The sequence below is a fragment of the Okeania sp. genome, from assembly GCF_983059655.1.
The window spans coordinates 14,203-28,986 of sequence record NZ_CEZPJD010000014.1 but is presented as its reverse complement, the minus strand read 5'-3'; the positions used below and the strand labels follow the sequence as shown (position 1 = coordinate 28,986).

Annotated in this window: 13 protein-coding genes; 4 read left to right on the top strand and 9 right to left on the bottom strand. The window is 32.9% G+C overall.

Annotated features, from left to right (window positions below):
- Positions 1-635: UPF0104 family protein (locus AC3DU7_RS02125; RefSeq protein ID WP_488037718.1), on the bottom strand; the 635-nt coding region annotated here is incomplete at its 3' end.
- Positions 636-724: 89 nt separating this feature from the next.
- Entirely contained in the window at positions 725-2,203 is a 1,479-nt protein-coding gene (locus AC3DU7_RS02120; protein WP_488037717.1) for a glycosyltransferase family 39 protein, read from the bottom strand.
- Positions 2,204-2,495: 292 nt separating this feature from the next.
- On the opposite strand from AC3DU7_RS02120, the gene AC3DU7_RS02115 reads away from it, so the two are divergent.
- Positions 2,496-3,497, top strand: coding sequence for a glycosyltransferase family 2 protein (locus tag AC3DU7_RS02115; protein WP_488037716.1), 1,002 nt, complete (start codon positions 2,496-2,498; stop codon positions 3,495-3,497).
- Positions 3,498-3,816: 319 nt separating this feature from the next.
- On the opposite strand, the gene AC3DU7_RS02110 is transcribed toward AC3DU7_RS02115, so the two are convergent.
- The 3 genes from AC3DU7_RS02110 to AC3DU7_RS02100 form a co-directional block, all read right to left on the bottom strand.
- The gene (locus AC3DU7_RS02110; RefSeq protein WP_488037715.1) at positions 3,817-4,917 is read right to left on the bottom strand and encodes an alkene reductase; all 1,101 of its coding nucleotides are present in this window, start codon (positions 4,915-4,917) and stop codon (positions 3,817-3,819) included.
- 534 nt (positions 4,918-5,451) lie between these two features.
- The gene (locus AC3DU7_RS02105; protein WP_488037714.1) at positions 5,452-6,903 is read right to left on the bottom strand and encodes a 2-succinylbenzoate--CoA ligase; all 1,452 of its coding nucleotides are present in this window, start codon (positions 6,901-6,903) and stop codon (positions 5,452-5,454) included.
- Between the two features lie 269 nt (positions 6,904-7,172).
- The gene (locus AC3DU7_RS02100; RefSeq protein WP_488037713.1) at positions 7,173-8,138 is read right to left on the bottom strand and encodes an o-succinylbenzoate synthase; all 966 of its coding nucleotides are present in this window, start codon (positions 8,136-8,138) and stop codon (positions 7,173-7,175) included.
- Positions 8,139-8,737: 599 nt separating this feature from the next.
- On the opposite strand from AC3DU7_RS02100, the gene AC3DU7_RS02095 reads away from it, so the two are divergent.
- Positions 8,738-9,088, top strand: a complete 351-nt coding sequence (locus AC3DU7_RS02095; protein WP_488037712.1) for an EF-hand domain-containing protein — start codon at positions 8,738-8,740, stop codon at positions 9,086-9,088.
- Positions 9,089-9,123: 35 nt separating this feature from the next.
- On the opposite strand, the gene menH is transcribed toward AC3DU7_RS02095, so the two are convergent.
- The 4 genes from menH to menA form a co-directional block, all read right to left on the bottom strand.
- On the bottom strand, positions 9,124-9,930 hold the full coding sequence (gene menH, locus AC3DU7_RS02090; protein WP_488037711.1) for a 2-succinyl-6-hydroxy-2,4-cyclohexadiene-1-carboxylate synthase: 807 nt from the start codon (positions 9,928-9,930) through the stop codon (positions 9,124-9,126).
- Between the two features lie 182 nt (positions 9,931-10,112).
- Positions 10,113-10,289, bottom strand: a complete 177-nt coding sequence (locus AC3DU7_RS02085; protein WP_488037710.1) for an anacyclamide/piricyclamide family prenylated cyclic peptide — start codon at positions 10,287-10,289, stop codon at positions 10,113-10,115.
- Positions 10,290-11,139: 850 nt separating this feature from the next.
- Entirely contained in the window at positions 11,140-11,538 is a 399-nt protein-coding gene (msrB, locus tag AC3DU7_RS02080) for a peptide-methionine (R)-S-oxide reductase MsrB (RefSeq protein ID WP_488037709.1), read from the bottom strand.
- A gap of 459 nt (positions 11,539-11,997) precedes the next feature.
- A complete protein-coding gene (gene menA, locus AC3DU7_RS02075) occupies positions 11,998-12,894 on the bottom strand; it encodes a 2-carboxy-1,4-naphthoquinone phytyltransferase (RefSeq protein ID WP_488037708.1) in 897 nt (298 codons plus the stop codon).
- 511 nt (positions 12,895-13,405) lie between these two features.
- Between menA and AC3DU7_RS02070 the strand changes: the two genes are divergently transcribed.
- The gene (locus tag AC3DU7_RS02070) at positions 13,406-14,203 is read left to right on the top strand and encodes an RNA-guided endonuclease InsQ/TnpB family protein (RefSeq protein ID WP_488037707.1); all 798 of its coding nucleotides are present in this window, start codon (positions 13,406-13,408) and stop codon (positions 14,201-14,203) included.
- Positions 14,152-14,619, top strand: coding sequence for an RNA-guided endonuclease InsQ/TnpB family protein (locus tag AC3DU7_RS02065; RefSeq protein WP_488037706.1), 468 nt, complete (start codon positions 14,152-14,154; stop codon positions 14,617-14,619). The genes AC3DU7_RS02070 and AC3DU7_RS02065 overlap by 52 nt, the downstream gene beginning before the upstream one ends.
- The last annotated feature ends 165 nt before the right edge of the window (positions 14,620-14,784 follow it).

Genomic DNA, 14,784 nt, shown 5'->3' with positions numbered 1-14,784 from the left:
AAAAATCCAGAACCTCGAATCAAAACGAAACAAATTTCTCCCAGAAAAGGCTTGATTAAATAGCGCTCTAATTTTAATTCAGTAGTTGGCTCTAAATTAGATTTGCTGGCTTTTAATTTGATTTTAGCTAAAAATTTAATTACTGGATTTAAAATTCGTGGATGAACACTAAAAATAACTAGGCAAAAACACAGAGCTTGCAAAAATAAACTTTCTTGAGTGGAACCAACTAAAGCGATACCTAAAGCTGCAGCCGCCATTAAAAGTGGTTCTATTAACACACTTAAAATTGCAATTTCAACAGGTACTCCTACTTTTTTTGTTGCATTAATTCGACCATAAAAATGCCAGATATTTCCAGGCAAATACTTAGCAATATTTGTCAGTAGATATACTCTAATTGCCCAGCGTAAATTAACTTTTTGATGAAACTCTTTAATAATCCAAAACCAGACAACTGCTGACCATACATGAGCCATTGTTGTAACGATCAAAGCAGCTCCTAAACTTACCCAGCCAGAATCACTAATCCTAATTTCCAGCACTTGTTCCCAGTTGTCTTTGAGAGTTTTAGCTAGAAAAAATAGAGTTAATCCTAAAATAATCCACCGCAAATAAGGTTTAATGATCGACAAAACTTTTTTCATAAAGTACAAAAATAACTCAGTTGATAAATGTTAACTCTTTGCCTTTCCTCTCTAAACTGTGTCAGTATTCAGCATAATCATTTTTTATCTAACTTAGGAATTAGCAATAATATATTTGCATTTCCAATAATTTCCTGTGATTCAATTGTAAATTGTTCTGCAAATACAGACTTAAAAATGTTCATATCTCCTCCATAATAGATAAACCATATACGTGAGTATGTAGGAGGTAGACTTACAACCCAATTTTTCAAATAGTTTGGAAGATTTGATTTATCTGTTTTTTCCCTTTTATCCACATATATAGGTGCAGAACCTCGATAATAGTAAGCTAGAGGAAAAGAACCGCCATTTATAGGGAAAGAATTACCATGAAATGTAGAGTACATGATTATGTCACCTTCTCTATCTTGACTTTCAATCAATTGTGCTACTGGTCTGTAGTGGTCTAATGCTCCCATGTATCTTTGCGAGCTTGTATAATAAGTTATCAAGCCTAAACTAACGGCCAACATATATATTACAGCCAGCACTACTCCAATTATTTTTTGCCAATCCAAAATCTTAAAAAAGCCAATTGCCAACAGTAATATAAAGTATGGCTGAGAAATGATTAGGTAACGACTATTCCAGATCGAGTAGAATACATTAGAAAAAACAAAAATAGATGCAGCAGGTATAATTCCCCATGAAGCTACCCATACAACTTCCTGAGTAAGAGGTTTTTTGATAATTGCAGCCAGAATAACTACAGCAACAATTAAAGTTACAACTTGAATCAATAATTGTGTATAAGGTGGTGCTGGAGGGTGAGCAAACACAGTCATTATTCTTAACTCTCGGAAGATTTCTTTTACACCAGGAATTGGTAAAATCACTCGATGTGAGCCTGAATAACTTTTCACAGAAATAGCTACAGGAATACTAGCAACAATGATTGTTAAATATAGAACTAGATAACTGATTAATCTAGAAATTTTAAACTTAAACTTAAGCAATAAAATCAGAATATCTGGCACCAAAAAGGCTGCATTTAAAGGTGTAGTGTAAAAGGATAAAATTCTACCTAAAACCCATATAAATCGTGGAAGTTTTTTATCTGGTTGCTTCAGAGAATGTGCAAGACCAAGACAGCCACAAAGCCCTAGGCAAACACTCATTGTATAGTATCTAATTTCTTGAGCATGATTGATAAATAATGGAGAAATAGTGAGTAAAAATGCTGCAATAATACCAACTTTTTTACTAAAAAAGTCATTGCCTAATCTATAAATTATATATACAGATAACAATGCAAAAATAATAGCTGGAACTCTCAACCATACTTCATTATCAGAAATGTTAATCCATAGATTTAAAAGAGCATAGTAGAGTAGCCTACCCTTATTAAAAGCCATCCGCATCCCATCCCTAATACTGAAAAATTCATCTATCCATAGACCTCGATAATTTATTCTGTAAAAGTACAAACAACACGCTAAAATAAGAATCAATAAAATAGGGAACCATTCCTTTTTTTTGATAGGATCAATCAACCTCTGAAAAGCACTTAACATAAGCTATATTTCCTGGCTGCAAAAATTAGGTTATATAATTTATTAAAAAGTATGTTACTTTTGTCCTGTAGAAGCCCTCACCAACTGATTAATATTGTTAGTATATATACTTGATAGTGATAAGTAGGTAGACATGAAAAATCTTAACTACATTAAGATTTGTATACTAACTCCAAGGTCCTCCAAAAAATTGAGTTTAGAGGTTTTTTACATTTTTTTACATAGGGAAAAATTTTAATGCCTACTTACTTAGACTTAAATTAAACTCGATCAAACAATAGGATAATTAATAATGAGTAACCACCTATCTACTCCAGAGATGGGGCTACATAAAAGCGCTCCTACTCAACTAGATTTATCTATAGTTACACCTATTTATAATGAAGTCGATAGTATTCCCCAATTACTAGAAAAAATTTCCACTGCTTTGACAGAAAATAAACTTACTTATGAAATTATCTGTGTAGATGATGGTTCTCAGGATGGTTCGACAAAACTACTAACAGAATTAGCTCAAAAACGTACAGATTTAAAAGCAGTAATTCTCCGCCGAAATTATGGGCAAACTGCAGCTATGGCAGCTGGGTTTAAGTATGCTACGGGCAAAATAGTTGTGACTTTGGATGGAGATTTACAAAACGATCCGGCTGATATTCCACTATTATTATCTAAGCTAGATGAAGGTTATGATTTAGTGAGTGGATGGCGAAAAAATAGGCAGGATGATGCTGTGACAAGACTACTTCCTTCTAAAATTGCTAACTGGATAATTGGTAAAGTTACAGGGGTAAATTTACATGATTATGGTTGTTCCTTAAAAGCTTATCGTTTGGAATTAATTACTGATATGAATCTCTATGGTGAATTACATCGATTTTTACCAGCTTTAGCTTTTATTGAAGGGGCAAGAATTGCAGAAATACCTGTCAAACATTATGCTCGTCGCTATGGTCAAAGTAAGTATGGTTTAGGGCGAACTTTTCGAGTTGTGATGGATTTATTAACAGTATTTTTTATGAAAAAATTCCTCACTAGACCGATGCACGTTTTTGGAATGTTGGGCTTGATTTCTGGAGGTTTAGGCTTACTTTTTGGGATTTATTTAACTATCTTAAAATTTGGCTTTAATGAAGAGATTGGCGATCGCCCTCTACTAATTTTAGTTGTTGTCTTATTACTTACAGGTTTACAATTATTTAGTTTTGGTTTATTGGCAGAGTTACTGATGCGAACTTATCACGAATCTCAAGAACGACCTATTTATCGAGTTAGAGAAATTGTTGGTAGAAATTAACAGAAGAAGGAAGAAGGAAGAAGGAAGAAAAAAGGCGTTTAGGTGTTGCTGAATAAATGTATGAAATTCAATTAGGGTTTGCTAATTAAATATCAAAGCATTGACTGATATTTGTTTTAGGCTTTTTATGTCTTGAAAAAGTATGAGCTTTTCAGCAAGCTTAAGTTAAAAAAATGAGTATTTTAGGCAAGAGTTGGGCAGAAAAATCAAGGGACAATTATTACTTCTACCTTCTCTAAATTCCCATTTTTCCTGTCTCCTATCTCCTACCTCTACTAAAAGACTTTTTCAGTAAACCCTAATTACTAATTACTAAGGATTATTGATAAGTAGAAAAATCAATATATCCTTCCTTGTCAAATGAATACCACATTTTCACATCAGCAGTTGGATTAAGAGGCCAATTATTCGCAAAACGTTCTACTAAATCTGGATTACTAATAAAAGGTCGCCCAAAAGCAATTAAGTCCCCATTTCCAGCTTTAATTGCTGTTTCAGCAGTTTCTTGAGTATATCCACAATTTCCTATAAGAGTGTTGGAAAACACCTCTCGAAACTCAGCCAAAGCCATCGGTTCACCTAATTCGTGATAACCAAAAGCTAAACCATCCATTACATGAAGATAAGTTAACCCGTAATTATTTAACTGTTGCGCAACATAAATAAAATTTTCCCGAAAATCTGACGAACCCATATCGTTAAAATTACCATTAGGACTAATTCTTGCCCCAACTCTATTAGCAGGCCAGACAGTTAAAATAGACTCTACAATTTCTTTGAGAAACTGAAATCTGTTTTCCAAACTACCACCATAGCGATCGCTCCGATGATTGGTTTTTGACTGTAGAAATTCGTCAATCAAATAACCATTTGCTCCATGAATTTCTACTCCATCAAAACCAGCAAACTTTGCACGTTCGGCAGCCAAACGATAATTTTCTACAATTCCTGGAATCTCTTCTGTTTTTAGAGCGCGAGGAGTTTCTAATGGTTGTTTGCCAATGGGAGTATGAATGTATTCTTGATTCAACCGAATGGCAGAGGGAGCTACTGGCAATTGACCATTTTCGTGAAAGCTACTATGAGAAGCTCGTCCACAGTGCCAAAGTTGAAGGAACATAGGAGTGCCTTTACTATGGACGGCATCTACAATTTGTTTCCAAGCTTCTGTCTGTTCGTCTGAGTAAATGCCTGGAGAATTGAGCCAACCATTAGCTTGTTTGGAAATGACAGTTGCCTCTGAAATGATTAAGCCTGCCCCAGCTCGTTGAGCATAATATTCGGCCATCATAGCATTGGGCATTCGTTCTGTGCCTGCTCGCGATCTAGTCATTGGAGCCATGACAACTCGGTTTTTTAGGGTTAAGTCTCCCATTGTCAAGGGAGTTAGTAGGGTTTGTGAATCTGTTTGAGTAGTCATTTTTTATTGACCAGTTTCTAGGGTGATAATTTGATATTCATCAGTTTATTTTACCTGGAATTCAACATAAATTGAGGCGATCAAAAAATTATAATTTAAGTGATATTTAACTATCTATAGCCATAGCTATAGGTTGAGGATTAAATAATTTTGCTTAGTTAAGAGCAAGATTATTTCATTAATTGATAATTGATAATTACCTCGGGTTTTAACCGTTACGGAATTGAATATAAGGAAATATTATTTTTTCTCTTGGTGGATTGGATATAGTTAGGAAACCCATGCATCCCACCCGACGGGAAGCTCCGAATATCGACCGCTTTTTTCCCCTTGGTTGGCTTCAAAAGGCGAATTATTTAATTATTAATTATTCGGTAAATATTCAGCATTCAGCAGTCAGGTATCAGTTTGATTAGAGCTTGAATTAGTATGGGTTAAAAAGTCAAAAAGGAAAGGTGCCGAAATATCAAAAGCTTAAAATTCAGACAATTTCAGATTTTCTTCTCTCCTAGATAACTAAAGCCTTCTTCTCTCCTAGATAACTAAATCTTCCTTCCTTCTTCCTTCTGAATTGCTATTTTTTTTTAACAATTCCCGATTGATTTTACCCTGAGAATTACGAGGTAAATTTTCAACTTTAACCCAAGATTTAGGCTGCTTAAACTTACTCAATTTTCCATTAATTGCAACCAGAAACTTTTCTACAGAAACTTCTAATTCATCAGTAACATAAACAGCAGTCACAATTTCACCCCAATATTTATCTGGTAAACCTATTACACAAACATCAGTAACTAATCCAGTTGCCAAAATAGCTGCTTCTACTTCTGCCGGAAAAACATTTTCCCCACCAGTAATAATTTTTTGACTACGACGACCTACTATATTTAAGTAATTTTGGTTATCCAAAAATCCTAAATCATCTGTCGCAAAACTTTCAGAAGGATTAAATAAGTTAGGATAATACCCTAAAGCTAAAGAATTAGCTCTGATGTTAATAATCCCAATTTGATTTTTACCTAATATCTCCCTCTTTTCACTTGTAATCATAATTTCTGCGTGGGGTAAAATTTGACCGTTGCTATTATTTCCTGCCAAAAAATCTTTGGGTTTAAGAGTAGCAACTTGAGCAGCAGTTTCAGTCATTCCGTAAGTAGGTGCTAATTTAATTTGATATTTTCTGGCTACATCAAATAATTCTTGCCAAGCAGGTGCGCCACCTAAAAGCACTGTCTGAAAATTAGATAACCATTTTGCTGTTTCTGAATTTTGTATCAGCTTTTGTAACTGAGTTGGTACTAGGGAAATAAAAAATTTATTGGGATTAATATTCCATTCCTTTTTGTCGAAAATTTCTTTATATGATGGCAAAATTACTAAATTTCCTCCAGTAATAAAGGAGCGCATGAATTGCATTAAGCCACTGACGTGATATAAGGGTAAAACACAAAATGAGTTAATTTTTTGTACTTGGAAATATTTTTGGAAACCTTCCACTGATGCTATTAATGTTTTCCATGTGTGAATGGTAAATTTAACTTTTCCAGATGAGCCACCAGTAGGAATCATAATCAAATTTTTCTGAAAAAGTTCCTTGGTATTATTATTAGTATGTATTGGTTTTAGGGAAATTATATTTTGAGGAGATACATCATTTTTGTATATATCTGCTCCTAGAAAATTTTCGTCGAGAGTATTTCCAAAAATTATGTCTGGTTGTGCTAATTCTAATACTTGTTCCCATTCTTGTTTACCCCAATTTGGATTACATAGAAAGACTTGAAAACCAGTAGCAACGGCAGCAACAAAACTGGTAACAAATTCTGTGGGTTTTGATTCTGATATAAATATCTTTGGTGGAGATTCTGGGTGAAAATTTTCGTTCAAGTATTCAAACTTTTTTTTACTAATGGAATAGATATCGATACTTTTATTACTAATCAGTCGATCGCTATTTTTACTCAGATAGTTAAAAATTTGGTTCATAAATTGTCTTACCGAATAATTAAGGTTTAAAGCCTTTCTTTTAAAGGAGAAACAGGCGGTCGTTTTGCTGGCGCATAACTACGTTAACGCTACGCGACATGTTTGCGGAGCATTCCGTAGGAAAAAGCGCAGCTTTCCCATAGGGTGGGATGGTGAGGTCCCAGAGCCATATCCAATCGACCAAGAGAGAAAAATTTTTCATGATTAGTCAATCCTATCCGCTTTCAAGGAGAGGTTATTATTAATTATTAATTATTAATTATTAATTATTAATTATTAATTGTTGAACATATTTCTTCTTGCTCATCAAACCAATGGGTAATTCCAAAACCAAAAGCACGATTTTTGAGAATATTTGATTGTAATTCTGTCGCAAGTCGTAGTGCTGATTTTCTACCAACTTTTGTTTCAAAAACTGAAGAAAAAACTACATCAATAGTATGATTTTGACAAAAATTACGGAGTTGCGAAGGTGATCCAAAAATAGCAGGTTTTATCGAAAATATTCCTCGCCAACCCTGTTGATAAGATTGTTGCATTTTACTAAAGTTGGCAACAGATTCATCTAAAGCGATAGGAGTCGAATGTTGATGACTTAATTTCAACATTTCCTCAAATTTATCGACAGATAAAGGTTGTTCTATAAATTCTATTAAATTGAAATTTTCACATATTTCTAACCATTGTTTTGCCTCCTCAAAAGTTAATCCACCATTAGCATCTAATCTGAGATTTGCTTCTTTAGGAAGTGCTTTAGCTAACTGCTGAAAAATTTGTAGTTCGGTTTGAATTTTACTAACTCCTATCTTCCATTTAAAAGTACGATATCCTTCTCGCCATAGTGGCTGCAAAACTTCCAGAGCTGCCTCTCCTTCTGCTAATAAAGCACTGTAAAAATTAGAGCTTTTTAATTCTTCTTTCTGATCTATTTCTCTTTCTCTAAGATTTTCCCAAGCTGACTCAAAACCAAACTTACAAGCAGGTAAATTTTCAGGAATAGATAAAATTGTTTCTACTGTAATTTCTGTTGGTAACTGGTGACAAAAATCTAAAGCTTCCGACAAAGTTTCAGAGCCAAACAAACTTAAAGGAGCAATTTCACCTAAACCTATGTTCCCAGTTTCATTGGTTAGTTGTAAAATAATTCCTTCTCTAATATTCCAGATACCATGGCTGGTTTTGAGAGGTTGTTTAAAATTCCTTTTGTAGAGGGAAAATTTTAGTTGGTAGTACATAATTTTTGAGGAATGTTTTCTTAGAAAAATTTAACCTCCTTATCTCTTTTTTACAAGGTAAGGAGAGATTATATAGCAGTATTAATTAAATTGGACTACATCTATAAAAGTTGATAGTAAATAATTTTTGAGGGAAGATTTTTTTTGAAAAATTTAACCTTTTTGCCTTTTTATGGCAAGGTAAGAATAAAATTTTATAGTAGTGTTTATTAAATTAGGTTACATCTATAAAAGTTGTATTTTTACTGTCTGATTTATTTACCTAAAAATCACAATCATCCTTATATTTTTAATTGATCGGTTAATTTTAAATCTGACTATTGAAAATTACTCGGCAATCAATTATAGGCGTGACATACCTATCTTATTCTTTCTCAAAGGAAAAAAATGCTTACCGAGTTTTTGGCAAAAAAAACACACTAAGAATTTTTATGTATATGACGCTGATGGTAGTAGTTATGTAGAAGAAGCAGACTTACAAAGGTAGGCAAAAAATCTTGCTCAATTGCGAGACTGTCAACTTGGAACATTAGAATTTGAAAATCTTCTTGCTAAGTTTAAGGTAATATGGATAAATTTTTGGCAGCCTACTGATATTAATGGTGATGGAAAAGCTAGTCTTCAGGAATACTTATAAAGTTGTCGAGGTATCTGTTGAAAATTTTCCTAATTTACGAGAAATGCAGGCATCCCATGATGACAAAGCTAATACTATTTTCAGTGTCCTTGATGCGGATAATGATGGAATTATTTCTCCATCTGAATACATACAATTTTGCCTAGCTATTGATTTAGATGAAGAAACTGCTAGATCTGCATTTATAAAATTAGATGAAGGTGGCAAAGGCTATCTTTCACGAGAAGAATATCTTCAACGAAGTCAAGATTTTCATACCGGCAAAAATCCTGATGCTCTCGGCAACTGGCTTTATGGCTCCTATGAAGTTTAGCTTTTTTTGAATGACTTATTTATACTTCATCATGCTCAAAAATTTATCACACCTTCAATCCATTCTCTAGGATTTTCCCAGTGAATATTATGACCAGATTCAGGAATGACTTTCAGATGAGCAACCTGACATAATTCTGCTATTTTTAAATTAATCGCTTGAAATTTATCATCAAATTCTCCCACCATTAATAAAGTAGGAATCTGATGATTTGATAATTTATCCCAGAGAGAAAGTTGATTGCCTGTTCCTAAATTTCGGAGAGACTTTGCTAATTCTAATGGATTATTTTCTAACCGTCTTTCTATGACTTTCTCAAAGTTATTATTTTGCTTCAAAGATTTAAATAATGCTTGACTATACCAATTAGATAAAAATTCTTGAAAATTACTATTTTCTAACTTATCAACTAACTTTAAATCTGATTTACGACGAAGCGATCGCTCAACTTCAGTCTTTAATCCTGGGGATGCTGATTCTAATATTAACTTATTAAATCGAGTGGGAAAATTAATTGCCATATATAAAGCTAATCTGCCACCCATTGAATAACCAAATAAATAAGATTTATCAATTTTTAACTCATCCAATAAATTAATCAATGCTATGGCAGTATTTTCCATATTGTAATACTCATCACTGCCAGTAACTATAGTTTTCCCATGTCCAGGTAAGTCTACTGTTAGACAACAAAAATATTCACATAATTGGGGAATGAAATTGAAAAAATCATTACTACTTCCCATAAATCCATGTAGTAATAAAATAACAGGCTTATTAGTTTTACCTGTTAAATAATAGTTGAGTTGATAATAACGAAATATTTCTGTCAATTTTGTCAAAAAAAAACCCTAGATAGGGCAAGAATAGACTATAGTTTTTTTCAAAGAGCTTTAATTTTTTATTCCCTTTGTTATTTTTCTCTACACTCATTTACTTTTGCATAATTTAAAATCGGTGAAAAGTGATAAAGTTAGAGAAAAAATTTTGAAGTATTCTTTAGATCTGCAATTATTTAAGAACTCTACTCTGCATCATTTCCTGCAAAAGTTAAGTAAACTCCATCACTTTTTTCCTGAATACCAAATATAGATGAAGCTATGCCATTATTTGAGCTTTGAGCTGTTACTTCTTGACCTGTTACTTTTCGCTGTACTGGTGCAGATAGTTCAGGTAGAAGATTTTTCTTTTCTTTTTTCATTATGCTTTCTCCTTTTATCAAGCTAGGTCACTTTTTATTATAGTTTTATTACTTGACTTGTCAACTATTTCTTAATATTTTTTTTAAAATATCTTTAAGTTTTACTCACTTAATAATTGTCATTGTAAGCTAGGTGGGCATAAATAAAGGTTAAAGATAAAAGAACCTAAGAAAAATAACTAGAAAAGCTAAATTGTTACGAGGAAGTAAAGATACATCAAATTAAAATATTTAGATGAAGCAGGATTTTATACGCGGAATTCACCGAGCTAAAGTTATATTCAGAAAGAAGAAAAAAAATAAAACAAAAGAAAAAGAGAAGAAAAATATTAATACCAAACTTTTATGAAGTTACATATAATTAGATGCCTTAAAAGTATCGCTATGCTGAATTTTATGCAGTTAAAATAGGAAAAACTATTTATAAAATCAAACACGAATTACTCTCAGATTATCTGAGGAAAGAACTGAAGAAGCCTACAATAAAATTCAGGGCTATTTTTATTTGATAGATGTTTTTTACCGAAAAATCGTGGGTATGCGCCTCCCCTTTTAAGGGGATAAAAAAATAATTCCGTACTTCAAGCCTCTTACTTTCCTACGGAATGCTCCGCAAACAGCTAGAGGTACTGATAACTGATAACTGATAACTGATAACTGATAACTGAAATGACCCTGGTTTTAACAATAGTATTTGTCTTGAGGCGATCGCTTAAAAATTTGTAGCAACCACTCTATCGAGCATACACTATATATAGTGCCTTTGTGTAAGTTTTATATATTTTATAATAATAAAGTATACCTTTCTTTAAATTATGGAGGCAAATATACCACCATAATTTTCAATTACTTACTCAGACTTAACAAACTTCAGCGCAGCAGAATTCAAACAATAACGCAATCCAGTTGGTGGAGGGCCATCAGGGAAAACATGACCGAGATGAGCATCACAATTACTACAGAGAATTTCTGTTCTTCGCATAAATAAGCTCCAGTCAGCTTCTTCTTTGATATTTTCCTGATTAATAGGTGCCCAATAACTCGGCCAACCTGTGCCAGAATCATATTTCTCTTCGGAACTAAATAAGTCAGCACCACAACAAACACATTTATATATTCCTTTTTCTTTATTGTTGTGATATTCCCCTGTAAATGGTCTTTCAGTTCCCTTTTTTCTAGTTACATTGAACTGTTCTGGTGTAAGTTGTTCTTTCCACTCTTTTTCGCTCTTTTGAACTTTATTAACCATATTTTTAATATTCCTATTCACAGATTACTTTTGAACACAACACCTAATTTTTAAGTGCTATAGACTGTCATGTTTGACTAATTGTAACATATTGTTAAGCTTTCTGAGGATCGTCTTTTTCTTTGGGCATAAAATTATATATAGCAATTCCCAAGAAGAGTGAGGTACAAAATTCGTTGGTTTTAGGGAACAGGGAATAGAAAACAAATAAGATGATGTACCTCATTAGACTGAGAAACGCTATAGAAAATACTGAATTGCTTAAAAAATAAGAGTGATTATGAATCTTAGACAGGGAAACACTTTTCCCATTTTTCCCTGTTACCGAAACCGAAAAATTGTGGTTTAAAGTCTCCTCTTTTAAGGGGATAATAAAGAAAAATTTTCCTTTGAGTCAATCCTATCCGTTTTAAAGAAGAGGTAACTATTAATTATTAATTGTTCCTCATGTCCCATGTGTTAGATAATAAATCCCAAACCAAATAATAATCCACTAAAAAAATGTAGATAAACAGCAATAAATTTACAGTTACTAACTTTTTCTGGTTGGTCGTGATAATTACTAACATGGCGACATAACTGAATAGCAAATGGTAAACCACCAAAACTTAACAGAGTCCAAACTGGGAAAATTCCTAAACCTACAGAGATAGAAATAAGTACAAAAACAATTCCACAAGACCAACTTAATAATTGAGAACCTGCTTTAGTTCCCATTCTCACAATAGGCGATCGCTTCCCTGCCGCTAAGTCATCTTTTACTTGGTGAAAATGAGAACAAAAGAGAATAATAGTAGTAGTAATTCCAATAATTATTGATGCGGTCAAACTTATCATTGACCAACTTTTAGTTTGACTATAATAAGCAGCAGAAATTGCCAAAGGACCGAAAGCAAAAAAACAGAGAATTTCTCCTAAGCCTTGATATCCTAACCTAAAAGGAGGACCTTGATAAATATATCCCAAAAAACAGCACAATAATATTAATCCGATCGTTGTTAAATCTTTTTGCCACCAACTAATTCCTAAAATTCCTAAAATTCCCAACAGTAAAAATAAATTACCCAGGACGAACATCAAAGATTTATTTCCTGTCAAATTTACTAAAGAATGGTGTTTATTTTGATCGATACCTGTTTCTGAGTCAAATACATCATTACTAATATTTTCCCAGGCTAAAATAAAAATTGCTGACGTGATAAATGTTGAAAAAATTGACCAATTAATCGAACTTTTTTCCCAGAAAGCTATTGCAGTTCCCACCCATATAGGCATAATAGCTACACTATACATAGGTGGTTTGATGGCAGCTAGCCATAATTTTTTCTGAGATTGATTTATTGTTTGAAATGTCATCTTAATTTAATAATTAATCTTGAGATTTTGGTAATAGTTATGGGGGTTGATTGTCATATAGTAATTCCCATGCTTATGAGGTACAAAATTCGTAATTTTTAGGAAGTAGGGAATAGAAAAGAAGAAAAACAACTGTACCTCAGTAACTTGAGAAACGCTATAGTTTAATCAGTTGTGACAAACTTCTCAACCCTAAGTATAGATAATGATAAACATACTTCAGAAATATTTTTCCCTCATAACAATTGTTCATCTCTTAACACCTTAACTTCCGAGTTATGCAGAAAACTTAACAAAAAATCATGTAATTTATTTTTCCTTTACATTTGATTCGATTTGGCCTTTCTAGTTGTTCTGAATAATTCTCTATCAGAGAATGTTGAAAGAGGACTCCCGCTAAATCAAAGATTATAGCGGTGAGATGAATTACAAAAACGCAAATTAATTGAGCGGTAGCGAATCCTTTGATCTAGGTTTTTGAGATATTTAATAAGGTTTATAATTAATAATATTGTGTGATATTATTAATAGGTTAGGAAATAAAAAAATCGTCAACGTGATTACTTTAACTTACCAGTATAAACTCAAACCTACAAAACAACAAGAAGCAGAAATTAATCAGATTCTTGATGTTTGTAAAACTGTATATAATTATGCTTTGAGAGAGCGGAAAGACTGGCTAAGTTCAAGAAAATCACTAATTAATAGTTGTTCAATTATTTCTGAATATATTATTCCTGCTGATGCTCCCTACCCTAATTACAATTGTCAAGCTAAAAGTTTAACAGTAGCTAAGAAAACTAATCCTAGATTAAAGTCAGTTTCGGCTAAGAGCCGACATGAAAATTCTCAAGTATTACAACAAGCTTTAAAAACTTTAGATAGAGCATTTGTTGATATGAAAAGTTTAGGTAGAGGTTTTCCTAGATTCAAGAAGAGGATGAGGAGTTTTGTCTTTCCAGCAATGTTAAAAAATTGCTTGGGTAATAACAGATTTAAACTACCTCAGTTAGGTTGGGTTAAATTAAGGCAAAGCAGACTATATCCAGAAAATATGGTAGCTAAACAAGCTAGGATAGTTAAAAAAGCTAGTGTTTATTATTTGATTCTTAGTTTCCAATCATCAGAGTTAGTACCAGATAATCCAGTAGAAAAAAAGTCTTTAGGTATAGATGCAGGAATAGAAAATTTTGTAGCAACTTCTACAGGTCAATTGTTTAAATCACCTAAGTTTTTGCTCTTGTCAACTACGCGAGCTTGCTGCAACGTAGACTTAAAAATAAAACTAAAGAGTCAAGTAATTGGTTAAAGCTTCAGAATAAAATAGCTAGGCTACATGAAAGAATAGCTAAGACTAGACGTGACTGGCATTTTAAATTAGCTCATCAACTTTGTGATTTAGCAGATAATATTTTTGTTGAAGATATTAACTTTACTTCCTGGTCTAAAGGTATTGTCAGAAAGCAATCTCTAGACTCTGGAATAGGTAAGTTTATTAATGAAATATTACCTTATGTTTGTTGGAGTCGAGGTAAGTATTATGCAAAAGTTGATAAGAATTATACATCTCAAGAATGCCCAAATTGTGGTTATGTAAACAAGAAAAACCTTGGGGATAGAAAACATAATTGTAGCAACTGTGGTTGTCAGGTTAATCGTGATGTAGCTGCTGCAAAAGTAATCAGAAATAGAGGATTAATGGCGGTGGGGCACACCGTTAAATAAAAGCGCACCGCCTGCGCTGAGGTTCCCTCAGCGTAAAGACGGAGCAAGAAAGCTTGTGGAGACGGTCTGACGGGGGTACAATTCAGCTTATTTGATTTGTTACCTAGTTAAGAGTCATTAAATCAAGAATCCCTCATTATAATCTTTGATTTAACGGTGGGAGTG